This is a genomic window from Marinobacter psychrophilus (assembly GCF_001043175.1).
GTDB classification, from domain to species: Bacteria; Pseudomonadota; Gammaproteobacteria; order Pseudomonadales; family Oleiphilaceae; genus Marinobacter; species Marinobacter psychrophilus.
This window is the reverse complement of sequence record NZ_CP011494.1, coordinates 662,495-679,123: the sequence shown is the minus strand read 5'-3', so window position 1 is coordinate 679,123 and position 16,629 is coordinate 662,495. Positions and strand designations below refer to the sequence as shown.

Genomic DNA, 16,629 nt, shown 5'->3' with positions numbered 1-16,629 from the left:
TATAGAACCGAATAAAACGCTACGAGGAAATATCATGCCAACCGACGCCGTGCATCATATTAAAGACCCGCTCTACGAAACGCTTCGCACGGAGGACATTATCGCCTTCAATGCGAAAAAATTAACCCGGGGCGACCTGCCCAGTTTTTCATATGGGGATTTCAGAGGACTGGACTTGCGTGGTATCGATGCCAAGGGGCTCGACATGAGCCACGCCTATTTTCGAGGCGCGGACCTGAGGGGTATAGATTTCAGTCACTCAAACCTGGAAGGAGCCAGTATTGCTGGTGCCAAAATTTCCGGTAGCTTTTTTCCTGACCGGCTTCAAGCCAATGAGATTTTGATGTCTCTAAACCACGGCACGCGAATGCGGTACAGCACCGACAAGTAACAAATAGACAAGTGAGGCTGGACCGTTGAACTGAGCCGGAGGTCAGACTTCGAGAATAACCGGCACCGGTTCGGTTAGAGTGATCTCGCCGGACGGGCTGCCGTCATCGTTGGCTAGGTTTGCCCGGTAGGCGATGATCTCTACGCCTGCATCACGAGCTTGGCGTAGCAGTTGGCCGTAGTGTTGGTCTATGTGGTCTGCCGGCTGCACCGTTTCGATAGCGGTGTGATTCACCACAAAAAACAGCACCGCGCGATCACCCAGTGCAACCTGAGCCATAAGCTCTCGCAAGTGTTTTTGCCCGCGGGTTGTCACGGCGTCTGGAAAAAAGCCCTGGCCGTTGTCCTCCAGCGTTACGTTTTTCACTTCCACCCAGGCATTTGGCTTCGCCTCATGCCCGGAAAGTAACAGATCAATCCGGCTTTTTTCTTCGCCATATTTTACTTCTGGGCGGCAATGGCTATATCCAGTCAGCTCACTGATACGGCCCGCTTCAATCGCCTCGCGGGCCTGGGAGTTCGGTCTTGCCGTATTTATACAGGCCAGGGTGCCAGAAACCGTTTCAACAAGTTCCCAGGTATACGGCAACTTGCGCGCAGGATTATCGCTGCGGCTCAGCCACACCCTTCCATTCGCCGGCTGACAGCCCAGCATGCTGCCAGTGTTCGGGCAATGGGCGGTCACCTCGCTGCCATCGGCCAGTCGCACATCGGCCAAAAAGCGTTTGTAGCGGCGAATAAGCAGCCCCTCCAGCAACGGTTGTTCAAACTTCATGCACACCTCTGAGTCATATGTATTGCAGCAAAGCTGGCACCCCCGCAACTTATCTGCTATTTTCCGCCAAATCCCGTTTCAGTGCGAATGCTTTATAATCCAGGTTTTATACCGCACAGCCACGGGGGCTGACGCGAAAGGAAGCAAAGCGTTCTTGTAGCAGTAATCACAAGAGGCCGGTTTCAATGATCAGTAAAACAGCCAATTCAAGCGAAAACTTCACCAACTTCACTCCTTACGAAATGAAAAAGGGTGAAGAATACATGAGCGCAGACATGCTTGAACACTTCAAAGGCCTGCTACTGAAATGGAAGCAGGAGCTGATGGAAGAAGTGGATCGCACCATGCACCACATGCAAGAAGATGCTGCCAACTACGCAGACCCCAGTGACAGGGCTACCCAAGAGGAAGAGTTCAGCTTGGAACTGCGCACCCGTGACCGCGAGCGCAAACTGATTAAGAAGATCGACAAAACCGTTGATCGCATTGATAAAGACGATTACGGGTTCTGCGACCAGTGCGGTGTAGAAATAGGCGCCCGCCGGCTTGAAGCCCGGCCCACTGCCACACTGTGCATTGATTGCAAAACACTGGCGGAAATCCGCGAGCGCCAGACCGGCATCTGACCTGTCTACCAACCTGTCAAAACTGCGCCGGCTGCTATTGCACCGGCGTAACTTACAATGACGCCCAACGTTTCTTACCGCGGTCGCTTCGCTCCATCGCCCACCGGCCCGCTGCACTTCGGTTCGCTGGTGAGCGCGTTGGCCAGCTACCTGGAGGCAAAGCACCACCAGGGCCAATGGCTGGTGCGTATTGAAGATCTGGATCCATTCCGCCAACCGGTAGATGCGACACCCCGAATACTCCACAGCCTGAGCGCCCACGGCCTGATTGGCGATGAACCTGTGCGCTACCAATCCCAACGCTATAGCGCTTACCGCGCTGCTGCTGAAACTCTGGTGGCAACCGGACATGCCTATTTTTGCCGCTGCTCACGCAAACAGCTGAAGGCCAGCAAGGGTCAACACCCCAACCATTGCCGCAACCATTACCTCAACCCAAGTGTGTCCAACGAACACCCCTGGCCGCCCGGTGACTTCGCTCTGCGCTTTGCTTTGCGCAGCCAACGCTGCCGCTGGACCGACCAGCTACTGGGTGAACAGCAACAGAGCCTGCAAGCAGAAACAGACGACCCGGTGATACTGCGTAAAGAAGGCTTCTACGCTTATCAATTGGCCGTAGTGGTTGACGATATCGATCAATCCATCAGCCACGTGGTACGCGGTTCAGACCTACGCACCATGACCGCCGCCCAGCACCAGATGTTTCAAGCACTGGGTGCGGCTGTGCCACAGTTCTTGCACATTCCTGTGATACGCAACCAGCAAGGTCAGAAGCTGAGCAAACAGAACCACGCCCCGGCGCTGGACGACACCAATGCCAGCGCAAATCTACTGGCCGCACTGAACGCTTTAGGCCAGCAACCGTCAGCGCAACTTGCCCGGCAACTACCCGCCACCGTTCTTGCCTGGGCTCACACCCACTGGCAGCGCAGCGCGATTCCTGTGCCGACCGCCCAGCACTGGTAGCCCGCCATTTCTGACAGCAGCGCCGCGATCGTGCTATAACATTATGAATTCACAGCGGCACGGTTACTCTAGATGTATATTTATCGTCTGGTTTTTTTGCTGGTCCTGGCGATTTACGTCTTCTCCCCCAACATCCTCGACTGGTGGATATCGTCCGGCAGTGCCTGGTATAGCCCTTATTTGATCTGGGCCGGGCTGATTGCCATTGGCGTATGGTTGGAATGGCGGCGTGATCCCAATGAATTTTAGTGCAGCTGGCCTGCTGCTGGTCAGCGTTGCCTACCTGAGTTTGCTGTTCGGCATCGCCTGGATATCAGAGCGCGGGTTACTGCCACGCAAGCTGGAACGCCACCCGCTTATTTACGTTCTTAGCCTGGGCGTGTACGCCGGTATTTGGTCGGTGTATGCATCGGTGGGTGCGGCGGCGGAAACCGGTTACGGCTTTCTTGCTTATTATGTGGGCATCAGCGGTGCATTTTTGTTGGCGCCGGTGTTACTGAATCCGTACATGCGTATCGGGCGGGCATACCAGCTAACCTCTTTGGCTGACCTCTTTGCCTATCGTTACCGCAGTCAATGGGCGGGCACGTTGGTCACACTGTGTTCTGGCGCAGCCATTCTAGCTCTGTTGAGCATGCAAATTCAGGCCGTCACCAGCTCTGCCAGCATTCTTGCTCCCGATGTGTCGCCTAACGTTATTAGCGCTCTGTTCAGCGTAACCGTGGTTTTATTCGCCATTTTGTTTGGCACCCGCCGCAACGCCCACGCCAGCAACCATCGTGGGCTGGTGGTTGCCATTGCCTTTGATTCACTGATCAAGCTGCTGGCACTGTTACTGTTAGGCGGCATCATTCTGTTTTCTGTGTTCGGCGGCCCCGACGCCCTCCAGCTCTGGCTGGACCAAAACCAAGCGCCCGTCGCTGATATGGCTATGAATATCGACGACGCCAGTTGGCGGGCGGTTATGCTGCTATCTTTCGCGTCGGTACTGGTACTGCCCCACATGTACCACATGATTTTCAGCGAAAATCCGTCACCGGCGTCGCTGGCCAAAGCCAGTTGGGGCCTCCCCTTGTACTTGTTGCTGCTCGGCCTGCCGATACCGCTGATTCTTTGGGGCGGCCAGGAGCTCGGGGTAACCACCGCGGCCAGCTACTACAGCATTGGTATTGGCCAGGCCTTGGGCAGCCCCGCGTTAACGCTGATGATGTACATTGCAGGCCTCTCTGCCGCCAGCGGTTTAATGATTGTAAGCACACTGGCGCTTGCGGGCATGGCCCTGAATCACATTGTACTGCCGTTGAAGACGCCCAAAGATCGGGCCGACATCTACCGCTGGCTGCAATGGGTCAAGCGGCTGCTGATTGCTCTAATCCTGTTTCTGGCTCTGATGTTTCATGAAACCCTAGGCAAAAATCTGCAGCTATCGATTCTTGGCGCAATCTCTCTCACCGGTACCTTGCAGCTGTTACCCGGCGCCCTGGGAGTCATCTTCTGGCCCGAGGGCAATCGCCGCGGCCTGATCGCCGGCATGCTGACTGGGCTGGCAATCTGGGTGACTACCTTGATGCTGCCCTTCTCCGGCGCTGCAAACCTGCTGGTGTGGCTGGACAGTCCGATAGTGCCGAACGCCGGTAACTGGCATCTTTTTATGTTCCTCAGTCTCGGCGCCAACGTCGTGATGTTCGTGGTGGTGTCTGTGCTTAGCTCCAGCAACAGTGAAGAACGCAGCGCCGCCCAAGCCTGCTCGCTTGGAGCCTTGTCGCGGCCGCAGCGGCGCGAATTGCTGGCCACCTCGTCTGCAGACTTTGTACGCCAGCTCAGCGATCCTCTGGGACAAGATGGCGCCCAGCGCGAGGTGGAACGCGCATTGTTACAACTGAAACTGCCCGAAGTAGAGTACCGTCCTTATCAGCTAAGGCGCCTGCGAGACCAAGTGGAAGCCAATCTGTCGGGCCTGATGGGGCCAGAAATCGCTCGCGATATGGTTAAACGCCATTTGGGGTTCAAACCCATGCAGCGTGCAGCCCAAGATATTCGATACGTGGAAGGCGCCTTGGGCGACTATCAGAACCGGCTCACCGGGTTGGCCGGCGAGCTAGACAATTTGCGCCGGCATTATCGTCAGACTCTGTTAAATCTGCCCATACCCGCCTGTTCAGTGGGTGAAGATGGCGAAATCCTGATGTGGAATAAGACCATGGAGCGCCTGACCGGCATCAGTGCCGACGAAGTGGTTGGCGCGCGCCTGACCACCTTGCCGCCACACTGGCACCAGCTTCTGGACGACTTTAACCGGGGCGAGGACGTGCACCGCTACAAACACCGCTTGGACTTGCGTGGCCAGCCACACTGGCTGAACTTGCACAAAGCTGCCCTGAGCGGACCCGACCATGCCGAAAGCGGCAGCATTATTATGGTGGAAGACCAAACCGAGATTCGCTTGCTCGAAGACGAACTGATGCACAGCGAACGATTAGCCTCAGTGGGCCGGCTGGCTGCCGGTGTCGCCCACGAGATCGGCAACCCGGTTACCGGCATTTCTTCGCTGGCGCAAAATCTGCGATTGGAAACCGATAACCCGGACATTCTCGACACCGCCGACCAGATTCAGCAGCAAACCCGGCGCATCTCGAATATTCTGCAGTCGCTGATGAATTTCGCCCGCTCCGGTAATCACGCCCCCGCCAACCGCTACGAACCGGTACAAATACGCCGCTGCGTGCAGGAGTCCATTAATTTATTGTCGTTGAGCGATAAAGGGCTGGGCATTTCGTACCTCAACGCCTGTCCGCCAGAACTGCTCATTCTGGGAGATGAACAGCGGCTGGTGCAGGTGTTTGTAAACCTGCTAACCAACGCCCGTGACGCCTCGCCAGATGGCGGCGAAGTGCAGGTAATTGGTGAGGCCGATGGCTATTCAGCTATCATCGAAGTCATCGACCAGGGCAGCGGTATCGCCGCCGACAAGCTTGATCACATTTTCGAGCCGTTTTACACCACCAAACCCACCAATAAAGGCACAGGTCTTGGTCTTGCACTGGTTTACAGTATTGTTGAAGAGCACTATGGCAACATTCAGGCGGAGAGCCCGGCGAAGGGTCCGGCTCGGCTCAACGCCGCAGACAGCCCCAACCCGGGCACCTGCATTCGCCTGAAGCTGCCGGCTTACGAGCCCGAAGACACACCCGCTGCCTACAGCCAGAATCAAAGGTCCTAGCACAGATATGCCCCGTATCCTGATTGTTGAAGATGAACACATCATTCGCTCCGCAGTCCGCAAGATGCTAACCCACGCCGGCTACGACGTCTCCGACGCAGGCTCGGTGGAGGAAGCCGAAGAGCATGACTTGAGCAGTTTCGATCTGATCATATCCGATCTACGATTACCCGGTGCTCCGGGCACCGAAATGATCCGACGCGCGCCGACAACGCCGGTGCTGATTATGACCAGCTACGCCAGCCTGCGCTCCGCCGTTGACTCAATGAAGCTGGGGGCCGTGGAGTACATCGCCAAGCCTTTTGATCACAACGAAATGCTGGCATTGGTAGCCGCCATTCTGGAGCGCAAATCCACGATCGCAGCAGCGGATGGCAGCAGCGCCGTGACCGCTAAAACAGCACATCAAACCGCAGACTCCGACCCAGCCAGCATCATGTTTGGTCAGTGCGAACCGATGCAGCGGGTGTTCACCCTGATTCGTAAAGTGGCGCCCACCGGAACCACAGTGCTTATTCAGGGTGAGTCCGGCACCGGAAAAGAACTGGCGGCCCGTGCCCTGCACCTGCTGAGCCCACGGGCAACGGCACCACTGATTTCGGTTAACTGCGCCGCAATTCCCGAAAGCCTGATTGAGTCAGAACTGTTCGGCCACGAAAAAGGCGCGTTTACCGGCGCCGTCAACGCCCGCACCGGGCTTATTGAAGCCGCCAACGGCGGCAGTCTGTTTCTGGATGAAATAGGCGAATTGCCCGCTGAAGCTCAATCTCGGCTACTACGAGTTTTGCAAGAAGGCGAAATTCGTAAGGTGGGTTCCACCCAAAGCATCAAAGTTAACGTTCGCATGCTGGCAGCCACCCACCGCAATTTAAAAGCGATGACCCGCAGCGGCGAATTCCGTGAAGATTTGTTCTATCGCCTGAACGTAATGCAGGTGCGTATTCCCCCCCTACGCGATCGCCAGGGAGATATTTTGATACTTGCGCGGCGTTTTTTAAAGCGCCAAGGCGCCAAAATGGGCAAACCCGATTTGCAGTTCAGCGCAGATGCCGTGCGCACAATAGAGCGGCATCGCTGGCCAGGAAACGTACGAGAGCTGGAAAATGCCATTGAGCGAGCCACTATTTTATGTGACTCCGAACTGATCACCCCCGCACTACTGGATTTGAACGGCGACGGTGAGTACATCCCCGAAACCCTGGTGGCTGGTAACAACGAGCAAGCCGATGCTCAAGGTCTAGGCAGCCAAGGAGATCTGTCGCTGGAAGACTACTTTCAACACTTCGTATTGGAGAACCAGGACCGAATGAGTGAAACCGAGTTAGCCCAAAAACTGGGTATCAGTCGTAAATCTTTATGGGAGAGGCGACAACGGCTGGGCATTCCGCGCAAAAAAACGTCTGGCAGCTGACCTCGGCCGCTGCCGACCGTTCTACCTTGTGTTACCGACTGTTTCCTCTGGTAACACTTTCCTCGCCATTTATGACCTACCGGTAACACTTTTCCCAAATACGGGGTAACACCTATCCCTACGAAAACGCCAAGCTGCTGTTTATCATTGAATTTATAAAACTGGCACGGCGGCTGCTTTGAATATAGGGCACAACAACAAAAACAAGATGTGACAATGCAGCATGCCAACAAAAACAAAAAAATAAGCTGCGAGAAGCGCTCAGAAACAAAAATAATAATAGAGCGCGAGCGAATTGAGTGTTTTGGATGCCTTGCTTTTTAGCGGTCCCTTAGTTTGTGAAAGTTGTTGAAGCAGATAAGAAACGTTCACTAGACGTCGCTGCTGACACGCAAGGCTTGAATAAAGCTTTTGACCACTCTAAGTATTCAAAGCTTTCTGTTTGTTTGAAATACCCCGATATTGGGGCTTACGGTGGGACACAATAAATAAGAAGAATCCCAGTAATAATAAAAATAATTTAGATCGTCAGATTTTAGCGGGCGGGTTCGTGTAAGCGAATCCGCCCTTTAATTTATGGGCCCAGGTGAATGCCCGGGCATGGGCAAACCATAGCAATCCACAGCAAACGTGTGCAAAAGCGGCGCAAACCGTTAGACTCTTTGTTTTTGCTCATCGCCGCTATGGCCGCAACGGATTTCAATGCCTAAAAGACTCGTCGACAAACTGCGCTCGTTCATGCCCGGCAGCTCCCGGAAAAAACCCCTTGGCTATCAGCGGAGGGACATTTCACGGGACCAGCACAGTGTTTCCCGCACGGCCATCAGTGAGCCCGCCAAAAAAGTGTTGCATCGCCTCAACAAAGCGGGCTATGAAGCCTACCTGGTGGGTGGTGGCGTGCGCGACATACTGCTCAGTGGCCAACCCAAAGATTTCGACATTGCGACCGATGCAACGCCTGAAGAAGTGCACGAGCTGTTTCGCAACTCGCGCCTGATCGGGCGCAGGTTTCGTATTGTGCACGTGGTCTTCGGCCGCGAGGTCATCGAGGTGACAACCTTCCGCGGCAATGCCAATCCCGCCGATGATGACGATGACGATCGCAAAACCAGCGAACACGGGCAACTGCTGCGCGACAATGTCTACGGTAACCTCGAAGAGGATGCGCTGCGCCGGGATTTCACCATCAATGCCCTTTATTACTGCATCCGCGATTTCAGTGTTATTGACTTCGCAAATGGCGTTGATGACCTGAACAACCGCCAGATGCGATTAATTGGTGACCCGGAAACCCGTTACCGGGAAGATCCTGTGCGCATGCTGCGCGCCATTCGTTTCGCCGCCAAACTCGATTTTGCCATCGAGCCGGCCACCGAGGCCCCCATTCGCGAGCTGGCACCGCTGCTGACCCACATTCCCGCGGCGCGACTGTTTGACGAGGTGCTAAAGCTGTTTTCAGCCGGTTATGGCGAAGCAACTTTTGACAAACTGCGCCATTACGATTTGCTGGCACCGCTCTTTCCCGACACCGCCAGCGCGCTGGCAGCCGGTGAACCCGACGAGTTAATTCGCCAAGCGCTGCGCAACACTGACGCACGCATAGCCCAAGGCAAGTCGGTCACCCCGTATTTCCTGTTCGCCGCTATGCTATGGCCTGCGCTGCAAGCCGAATGGCGCCGATGTCAAGACAACGGCGATCCGGTACAGCCGGCTCTGCACAGTGCGATCTCCAAAGTGATTGGCCGCCAGGTACAGGCAACGTCTATCCCCAAACGCTTTTCCGGGCCCATGAAGGAAATCTGGGAACTGCAAATGCGCCTGCCACGGCGCCAGGGTAAACGCGCACTGATCACCTTAGGGCATCCGCGTTTTCGCGCCGCCTATGATTTCTTATTGGTGCGTGAGAGCGCCGGCGAGATTGAGCCCGGTCTGGGTCAGTGGTGGACACAGTTTCAGCGCCTGGACGAACGCGCCCAGGAACGCATGATTACAGATCTTGACAGCGGTGAAGCCAAACCTCGCAAGCGCCGGCGTAAACCGGTTAAGCGGCCGCCGCAGGATTGATGATGACAGACGTATTTATTGGCCTGGGTAGCAACCTGGCAGACCCGGCTTCGCAGCTGGGTCGTGCCATTGCAGAACTGGCAGCGTTACCGAACACTTCGCTGGTTGCTCAATCTCCATTTTACGCCAGCAAACCGGTAGGCCCTCAGGGCCAGCCAGATTATGTCAACGGTGCGGCATGGCTGAGTACCAGCCTGAAGCCTCACGTACTGCTAAACCATTTGCAGAATATTGAACAGGCCCACGGCCGCGAGCGCCTGCAACACTGGGGGCCACGCACGCTGGACTTAGACGTGCTGCTATACGGCCAGCAAACGCTAAACGATGACCGCCTGACAGTACCCCACGCACAACTGTCGCAGCGGGACTTTGCCCTGCAACCCTTACTGGACTTAAACCCGAAGCTGACCCTACCCGACGGCACAGCATTAGCACTGCTGCGCCAGCAGTGCCCTGATAACCAATTACGCAAACTGCCCCCAGTCGCTAGAAACGATCACTCCTAAACACCCGAAATTTGCTAATGTTAGGGTTGGAATGACACTGTTTCAGCAGCAGATGCAATTGTGGACACCCGGCATAGCCGGTATTTAGACCAACCATCGCAAAGGCGAGGAATTTATGGCCGTTACCATCAACACACTGCGAGAATACAAACAGCGCGGCGAAGCATTTTCCGCGCTGACCTCCTACGATGCCACCTTTGCCCAGCTGGTCAGCGAAGCCGGCGTAGACGTCATTTTGATAGGAGACTCGCTTGGCATGGTACTGCAGGGCAACGACAGCACCCTGCCTGTCACCATGGATCAAATGGTGTACCACGTCAGCTGCGTCGCCAAAGGCAATCGCGGCTCGCTGGTGATGGCCGACATGCCATTTATGAGCTACGGCACCACCGAAGCCGCGCTGGAAAACGCGGCAAAGTTAATGCGTGCCGGCGCCCACATGGTCAAACTGGAAGGCACCGGCTGGATGCGAGATACCATTCAGGCGCTCAGCGAACGTGGCGTTCCAGTGTGCGCGCACTTAGGCCTGACACCGCAATTCGTCAACAAGTTCGGCGGCTATAAAGTTCAAGGGCGCGACGAAAAGGCAGCAGACCTGATGGTTGAACACGCCTGCGAGCTGGAAGCCGCCGGCGCCGATGTCATTCTGTTGGAATGCGTGCCCGCCGCTCTGGCTGCACGCATCGCAAAAGCCGTCAAAGCACCGGTGATCGGCATTGGCGCCGGCGCCGACACCGACGGCCAAGTGCTGGTGGTATACGACATGCTTGGCATGACCCCCGGCCGCAAACCGCGCTTTGTGAAAAACTTTTTGGCTGAAAACGGCTCCGTTACCAACGCTCTGGCAGCCTACGCCAAAGCCGTTAGCGAGCGTACATTCCCCGCAGAGGAGCACACGTTCAAAGCATGAGAACTGTCAACACCGTTAAAGAGCTGCGCGCCATGGTGCGCAGCTGGCGTCAGCAAGGTAAAACCATCGCTCTGGTGCCCACCATGGGCAACTTGCACGAAGGTCACCTGTCCTTGGTTCGCAAAGCCGCAGAAGCCGCAGATATTGTGATAACCAGCATTTTTGTGAACCCCATGCAGTTTGGTGCCAGCGAAGATCTCGACAGCTACCCCCGCACCCTGATGGAAGACCAGAGCATGCTGGCGGGAGCCGGTAACACGCTGCTGTTTACGCCTTCCGCCGCGGACATTTATCCGGCTGGTCTGGCTCATCAGACCAAAGTGATGGTGTCTGACATCAGCGAAGGCCACTGTGGTGCCAGCCGGCCTGGCCACTTTGACGGCGTGTCCACCGTTGTCACTATGTTGCTAAACATGGTGCAACCGGATTTTGCTCTGTTTGGCGAAAAAGACCTGCAGCAGTTAACGATTATTCGCAAGCTAGTGCGCGACCTGATGTTGCCGGTCGAAATCATTGGCGTCGCCATCGTGCGCGACCGCGACGGCTTGGCAAAAAGTTCCCGTAATGGCTATCTCAGCATTGAAGACCGGGCACTTGCGCCGGCTCTATACAAGATTCTCCAGACCATTGAAAAAGACCTGCAATCTGGTGACACCCACTTTGCACGCCTATCCGAACATGCGAAAACAGAACTGCTGAATGCGGGTTTGCGACCCGACTACGTTAACATTGTTAACAGCCAGACCCTGAAGCCAGCAACCGCCGATGATCGCGAGCTCGCCATTCTGGCCGCAGTGTTTCTGGGCGCTACCCGGCTCATCGACAATATTTCACTGGTCCGCTGACCGGCTCCGCCCTGTTACGGAAGACTCTGTGCCCGGCGACCCAAGCGCTGGCCATTTTGCGAAGGACGCCATCATGCAAGGCCATTCATCAACACCCGCCGCCACCAAAGCCTGGCAAGCATTATTGCACCATCGACAGCGGCTAACCACGAAGCCCATGGCACAGCTGTTCGCCGAGGACAGCCAACGGGCATCACGCTATATGATTGAAGCAGCTGGCCTGACCCTGGACTTCTCCAAAAACCGCCTTGATGATGGCGCCCTCGCCGACCTGATGGCTCTGGCCGAAGAGTGCCAACTGGCCTCCCGCCGCCAGGCACTGTTCGCCGGCGAGCCGGTGAACAACACTGAAAATAGGCCCGCGCTTCATACCGCCTTGCGGGCAAGTGCAGGTCAGACTATTCGGGTGAACGGCAAGAACGTGATAGAGGAAGTTCACGCTACGCTGAAACAAATGCAGCGGTTTGTTAACGCGGTCACCGGCGGTGAACGCCGCGGTTGCACGGGCGAGCGTTTTACCGACGTGGTCAGCATTGGCATTGGTGGCTCTTTCCTCGGGCCAAAGTTGGCGACAGAGGCGCTAACGCCTTATCACCACGGCGGCATACGCTGCCATTACGCAGCCAATATCGACGGCACTGAAATCTGCGAGATTTTGCGCCAAGTAAACCCGCACACCACGCTATTTCTGGTGCAGTCAAAATCTTTCAAAACCCCCGAAACCCTGGAAAACGCCAAAGTAGCCCGTGAATGGCTGGTTCAGCGCTGCCCGCAAACAGACGCCGTTGCGCACCACTTTGCGGCAGTATCCGCTAATGTTGACGCCGCTAAAGCCTTCGGTGTCGAAGCAGACAGCCTGTTCCCGATGTGGGAATGGGTTGGCGGGCGCTATTCGCTGTGGTCAGCCATTGGTTTACCGGTTGCCCTGAGCATTGGCATGGACAATTTTCGCCAATTGCTGGCGGGTGCCGAAGCCATGGACGAACATTTCATACAAGCACCACTGGCACAGAACATGCCCGTGGTAATGGCCATGTTAGGTGTCTGGTACAACAATTTGTGGGGCGCCTGCAGCCACGCCATTTTGCCCTATGACCAGTATTTGCGCAGCTTGCCAGATTACCTTCAGCAATTGGACATGGAAAGCAACGGCAAGCGCGTGACTCGCGCAGGCGTTGCGGTCACCTACCATACCGGCCCCATCATCTGGGGTGGGCTCGGCGCCAACGGACAGCACGCCTACCATCAGCTAATTCACCAAGGTACCCGGCTGATTCCAGCAGACTTCATTATTCCGTTGGTCAGCCATAACCCCATTGCGAATCATCACGCCGATCTGTTCGCCAACTGTCTGAGCCAGTCCCAAGCCATGATGGCCGGAAAAACGCTGGAACAAGCCCGGTTCGAACTGATCGCCGAAGGCCGGTCAGCGCAAGACGTCGACCGCCTGGCCTCGCACAAAGTGGTACCGGGAAACCAACCCAGCAACACTCTGATGATGCAGCAGCTTACGCCTTGGACGCTCGGCGCAATGATGGCTTTGTACGAACATCGCACCTTTGTACAGGGCGTTATCTGGGACCTGGATTCGTTTGATCAGTGGGGGGTAGAGTTGGGCAAGCAGCTGGGACAAAACATTCTGCCGCGCCTGCTGGCCCAGCCGGCACCGGCAAACACGGGTAATAGCGACAGCTCAACCGATGCCCTGATCGCTCGCTTTCGAGCAGCCAACGGCATTTGAAATTATACCGCCGCGCCAGCTGAAGTTGATCTTGTGCAAAGGCGGGCCGGCGCGGTGTAACTGCCATAAATCTTGATAGCTTTGTCCGCACTGGGGGTGCAAACGCGACCCAGCCACATCCGCTAGGGGCTTAAGCACAAACGCGTTCACCAATATTTCGGCACGTGGTAATTCCACACCGCAAAACACCCCGACCTGATCGCCGTAAGTCAGAATGTCAATATCCAGCGTGCGCGCTGCGAAGCGAGTGCTGCCCCGAACCCGGCCATGATCGGTCTCCAGCTTTTTAAAGCGGCGCGACAACTCTGCCAGCGGCATGGCGGTATTGAATCCCGCAACCATATTCAAAAACGGGGAACCGTCAAAACCCACCGCCGGGCTTTCATACACCGGCGACAAAGCCAGCTCGCCAAACCAGTCGGCCAAGGCATCTAGCGCGGCCTGCAAACAGGCTTCGCGATTTTGGTTGCTACCTATACCCACCAGCACCGGAGTACTCACAGGCGGCGCCCACGCTCGATCCTGACGCCAACCGCAGAGGCTGCCGGGACGGCGCCGGGCTTGCGGATGCTCAGTCGCAAAAATTCGATACCAAACGCCCGTTGCAACTCGGCCGCCAGTACCTCTGCGGCATGCTCAAGCAATTTGGGTTGCAGCGCCTGCAGACAGCGGATCACGCAGTCACTCACCGCGGCGTAGTCCAGCGCGTCCTTGACGTCATCAGACGCGCCGGGCACGCGGTTGTCCCAATCCATGTCCAGGTCTATCACCAGGCGCTGGGTGATGTCCCGCTCCCAGTCGTATACCCCTACAACGGTTTCGACCTCCAAGCCTTCAATAAACACACGATCTGCCACAGGCACTCCACATAATGCTGTATTTTTTCCGGATTGAATCGGCCCGACAGCGCAGCTAAAGTTAGCTACCAGACTCGACAAATTTGACGATGGTCGCACAGTTTGACTCAAACCGTCTGCGCCAGCTAGGACACATCGCTATGATATTTTCCAGTGCCCCTTTTTTAACGGTACTGCTGTGTGCCGCCGCTTACCTTGGCGGCTCGGTGCTGTTCGCTATACCCGTCAGCCGTGCCTTTAAGCTGCCAGACCCACGCGCTCTGGGCTCCACCAATCCGGGCGCTACCAACGTATTTCGCAGCGGAGGCTGGATGCCAGCAGCGCTAACGCTGTTGCTGGATGCCGGCAAAGGCTGGCTGCCAGTGTGGACGGCGCAACAATGGGGGCTATCAACAACCCTTCAGGCGGCGGTCGCCCTGTGCGCAGTCACCGGTCATATGATCCCGGTGTTTTATCACTTCAGGGGCGGCAAAGGCGTCGCTACAGCTCTCGGTGCCGGCCTGGCACTGGCACACACAACCACATTACTAATGGCCGCAATATGGCTTTTGGCCATGTGGCGCTGGCGCATCTCGGCGATGGCGTCCTTGGTAGCAGTGCTCAGCGGGCCTTTGCTCAGCGCGATGCTTCAACCCCACACTCTGCCAATGTTCAGCCTACTGGCGTTACTGGTGCTAGTTCGCCACCGCAATAACCTGATTCGAATGGCGCAGGGGCGCGAAACCCGCTTCTAGCCAGCACTGCCTTCAATTTATTAGTGCTAACTGCACTACACATTCTAACCATCAGGCACCCGCCAGGCCGTCATCGCAACGCTGATTCAAGGGCGGCAAGGTATCCAGCGGCCAGCGCGGCACCGCCGCAATACGATCACCATCTTGCTGCCCTGCCCGCAAGCGCTGGGCCCCGGCGTAGGCAATCATCGCTCCGTTATCGGTACAGAACTCCGGCCGCGCGTAAAACACCGACGCGCCAAGTTTCGCCGTCATCGTCTCAAGGCCGGCCCGCAGCCGCGTGTTGGCGCTGACGCCACCGGCAATCACCAAGCGTTTGCACCCGGTGAGCTGTAACGCGCGTTTACATTTGATCGCCAGGGTGTCCACTACCGCAGATTCGAATGCCAGGGCAATGTCAGCACGAGTCTGATCGCCCAAATCGCCCGCCGCGCGCGCGGCATTGACAGTATTCAGAGTAAAGGTTTTCAACCCGCTGAAACTGAAGTCAAGGCCCGGGCGGTCTGTCATAGGCCGCGGAAATCGATAGCGCCCGGCTTGCCCTTTTTCAGCCAATGCCGCGACTCTCGGCCCACCCGGGTAATCCAGTCCCAGCATTTTGGCGGTTTTGTCGAACGCTTCTCCAGCGGCGTCGTCAACCGACTCACCCAAAAGAATGTACTCGCCGATACCGCTGACCTGCACCAGCTGGGTATGGCCCCCGGACACTAGCAACGCAACGAAAGGAAAAGCCGGTGGGTTCTGCTCAAGCATTGGCGCCAACAAATGCCCTTCCATATGATGCACGCCCAATACGGGGATGCTCATACTGAAACCCAAAGCGTGAGCCACGGCGCCGCCCACCATTAGCGCACCCACGAGGCCAGGACCTGCGGTGTAAGCAATGCCTTCAATGTCTGCACGCGCAAGCCCTGCCTCGGCCAGAATTTGCTCTATCAACGGCAACAGTTTCCGAACGTGGTCGCGGGAGGCCAGCTCCGGCACCACCCCGCCGTAGTCAGCGTGTATCGCTACCTGACTGAACAACGCGTGGGCCAGCAAACCACGCTCGGTGTGGTACAGTGCCACGCCGGTTTCGTCACAAGACGTCTCAATACCTAAAATCAGCATAGTTATTCGCCATTAAAGTAAAAGAAGCAAAATAATCCAGAGGTGACGCATTTTAGCAGAAACCTGAGGCGCACTTGCAGTTTCACAGAACAGACATTGACCTAAGCCCTACCCAGGGGATATAGTTGCCGCCCTAAATTACGCACTGGGCGAGTTTTGATCATTCCTGCCAGTGTTAGAACCGCTCAGGGCAAGCCCAGCGGAACCCATAGAACCAAATATACCCAGGTAGGTGATTTTCGAATGCCAGCTGTTAAACTGAAAGAGAATGAGCCGTTTGACGTAGCCCTACGTCGCTTTAAGCGTTCCTGCGAAAAAGCAGGCGTCCTTTCCGAAGTGCGCCGTCGCGAGCACTACGAGAAGCCGACTTCTGTTCGTAAACGTAAAGCTGCTGCGGCCGTTAAGCGTCACCTCAAGAAGCTTCAGCGTGAACAACGTAAGTTTGAGCGTTTGTACTAAGTTTTAGCAACGCCG

17 protein-coding genes are annotated in these 16,629 nt (G+C 56.2%); 13 read left to right on the top strand and 4 right to left on the bottom strand.

Going from position 1 to position 16,629, the window contains the following annotated elements; translation table 11 throughout:
- The first annotated feature begins 34 nt into the window (after positions 1-34).
- Positions 35-391, top strand: coding sequence for a pentapeptide repeat-containing protein (locus ABA45_RS03000; RefSeq protein ID WP_048384288.1), 357 nt, complete (start codon positions 35-37; stop codon positions 389-391).
- Between the two features lie 42 nt (positions 392-433).
- Here the strand turns inward: ABA45_RS03000 and sfsA are convergent, their stop codons facing one another.
- Complete coding sequence (sfsA, locus tag ABA45_RS02995) at positions 434-1,165, bottom strand: DNA/RNA nuclease SfsA (RefSeq protein ID WP_048384287.1); 732 nt, start codon at positions 1,163-1,165, stop codon at positions 434-436.
- Between the two features lie 185 nt (positions 1,166-1,350).
- Between sfsA and dksA the strand changes: the two genes are divergently transcribed.
- The 10 genes from dksA to pgi all read left to right on the top strand — a co-directional run bounded on the left by dksA (position 1,351) and on the right by pgi (position 13,454).
- Positions 1,351-1,791 carry an RNA polymerase-binding protein DksA gene (dksA, locus tag ABA45_RS02990; RefSeq protein WP_048384286.1) on the top strand — a complete coding sequence of 147 codons (441 nt, stop codon included), beginning with the start codon at positions 1,351-1,353 and terminating at the stop codon, positions 1,789-1,791.
- Between the two features lie 57 nt (positions 1,792-1,848).
- Entirely contained in the window at positions 1,849-2,757 is a 909-nt protein-coding gene (gene gluQRS / locus ABA45_RS02985; RefSeq protein ID WP_048384285.1) for a tRNA glutamyl-Q(34) synthetase GluQRS, read from the top strand.
- 72 nt (positions 2,758-2,829) lie between these two features.
- Positions 2,830-3,006, top strand: coding sequence for a hypothetical protein (locus tag ABA45_RS19045; RefSeq protein WP_048384284.1), 177 nt, complete (start codon positions 2,830-2,832; stop codon positions 3,004-3,006).
- Entirely contained in the window at positions 2,996-5,977 is a 2,982-nt protein-coding gene (locus tag ABA45_RS02975; protein ID WP_048384283.1) for an ATP-binding protein, read from the top strand. The genes ABA45_RS19045 and ABA45_RS02975 overlap by 11 nt, the downstream gene beginning before the upstream one ends.
- A 7-nt stretch (positions 5,978-5,984) precedes the next feature.
- Positions 5,985-7,388, top strand: a complete 1,404-nt coding sequence (locus tag ABA45_RS02970; protein WP_048384282.1) for a sigma-54-dependent transcriptional regulator — start codon at positions 5,985-5,987, stop codon at positions 7,386-7,388.
- Between the two features lie 702 nt (positions 7,389-8,090).
- Positions 8,091-9,452: a polynucleotide adenylyltransferase PcnB gene (pcnB, locus tag ABA45_RS02965; RefSeq protein WP_048384281.1), complete on the top strand. Its 1,362-nt coding sequence runs from the start codon at positions 8,091-8,093 to the stop codon at positions 9,450-9,452.
- Positions 9,452-9,958: a 2-amino-4-hydroxy-6-hydroxymethyldihydropteridine diphosphokinase gene (gene folK / locus ABA45_RS02960; RefSeq protein ID WP_048384280.1), complete on the top strand. Its 507-nt coding sequence runs from the start codon at positions 9,452-9,454 to the stop codon at positions 9,956-9,958. Before pcnB ends, folK (ABA45_RS02960) begins: the two co-directional genes overlap by 1 nt.
- A gap of 115 nt (positions 9,959-10,073) precedes the next feature.
- A complete protein-coding gene (gene panB, locus ABA45_RS02955) occupies positions 10,074-10,868 on the top strand; it encodes a 3-methyl-2-oxobutanoate hydroxymethyltransferase (protein WP_048384279.1) in 795 nt (264 codons plus the stop codon).
- A complete protein-coding gene (gene panC, locus ABA45_RS02950) occupies positions 10,865-11,713 on the top strand; it encodes a pantoate--beta-alanine ligase (protein ID WP_048384278.1) in 849 nt (282 codons plus the stop codon). Before panB ends, panC begins: the two co-directional genes overlap by 4 nt.
- A 73-nt stretch (positions 11,714-11,786) precedes the next feature.
- Complete coding sequence (pgi, locus tag ABA45_RS02945) at positions 11,787-13,454, top strand: glucose-6-phosphate isomerase (protein ID WP_048388627.1); 1,668 nt, start codon at positions 11,787-11,789, stop codon at positions 13,452-13,454.
- On the opposite strand, the gene folK (ABA45_RS02940) is transcribed toward pgi, so the two are convergent.
- Both folK (ABA45_RS02940) and folB read right to left on the bottom strand, forming a co-directional pair.
- On the bottom strand, positions 13,407-13,955 hold the full coding sequence (gene folK / locus ABA45_RS02940; RefSeq protein ID WP_041635041.1) for a 2-amino-4-hydroxy-6-hydroxymethyldihydropteridine diphosphokinase: 549 nt from the start codon (positions 13,953-13,955) through the stop codon (positions 13,407-13,409). The genes pgi and folK (ABA45_RS02940) overlap by 48 nt on opposite strands.
- Positions 13,952-14,311 (bottom strand): dihydroneopterin aldolase, encoded by a 360-nt coding sequence (folB, locus tag ABA45_RS02935; protein WP_048384277.1) that lies wholly within the window; start codon positions 14,309-14,311, stop codon positions 13,952-13,954. The genes folK (ABA45_RS02940) and folB overlap by 4 nt, the downstream gene beginning before the upstream one ends.
- 140 nt (positions 14,312-14,451) lie before the next feature.
- On the opposite strand from folB, the gene plsY reads away from it, so the two are divergent.
- Positions 14,452-15,045, top strand: a complete 594-nt coding sequence (gene plsY, locus ABA45_RS02930; protein WP_048384276.1) for a glycerol-3-phosphate 1-O-acyltransferase PlsY — start codon at positions 14,452-14,454, stop codon at positions 15,043-15,045.
- Positions 15,046-15,096: 51 nt separating this feature from the next.
- Here plsY and tsaD read toward each other — a convergent pair whose 3' ends face one another.
- Positions 15,097-16,155 carry a tRNA (adenosine(37)-N6)-threonylcarbamoyltransferase complex transferase subunit TsaD gene (gene tsaD, locus ABA45_RS02925; protein ID WP_048384275.1) on the bottom strand — a complete coding sequence of 353 codons (1,059 nt, stop codon included), beginning with the start codon at positions 16,153-16,155 and terminating at the stop codon, positions 15,097-15,099.
- A 243-nt stretch (positions 16,156-16,398) separates the two neighbouring features.
- On the opposite strand from tsaD, the gene rpsU reads away from it, so the two are divergent.
- Positions 16,399-16,614, top strand: a complete 216-nt coding sequence (rpsU, locus tag ABA45_RS02920) for a 30S ribosomal protein S21 (protein ID WP_007350211.1) — start codon at positions 16,399-16,401, stop codon at positions 16,612-16,614.
- Positions 16,615-16,629 lie beyond the last annotated feature (15 nt).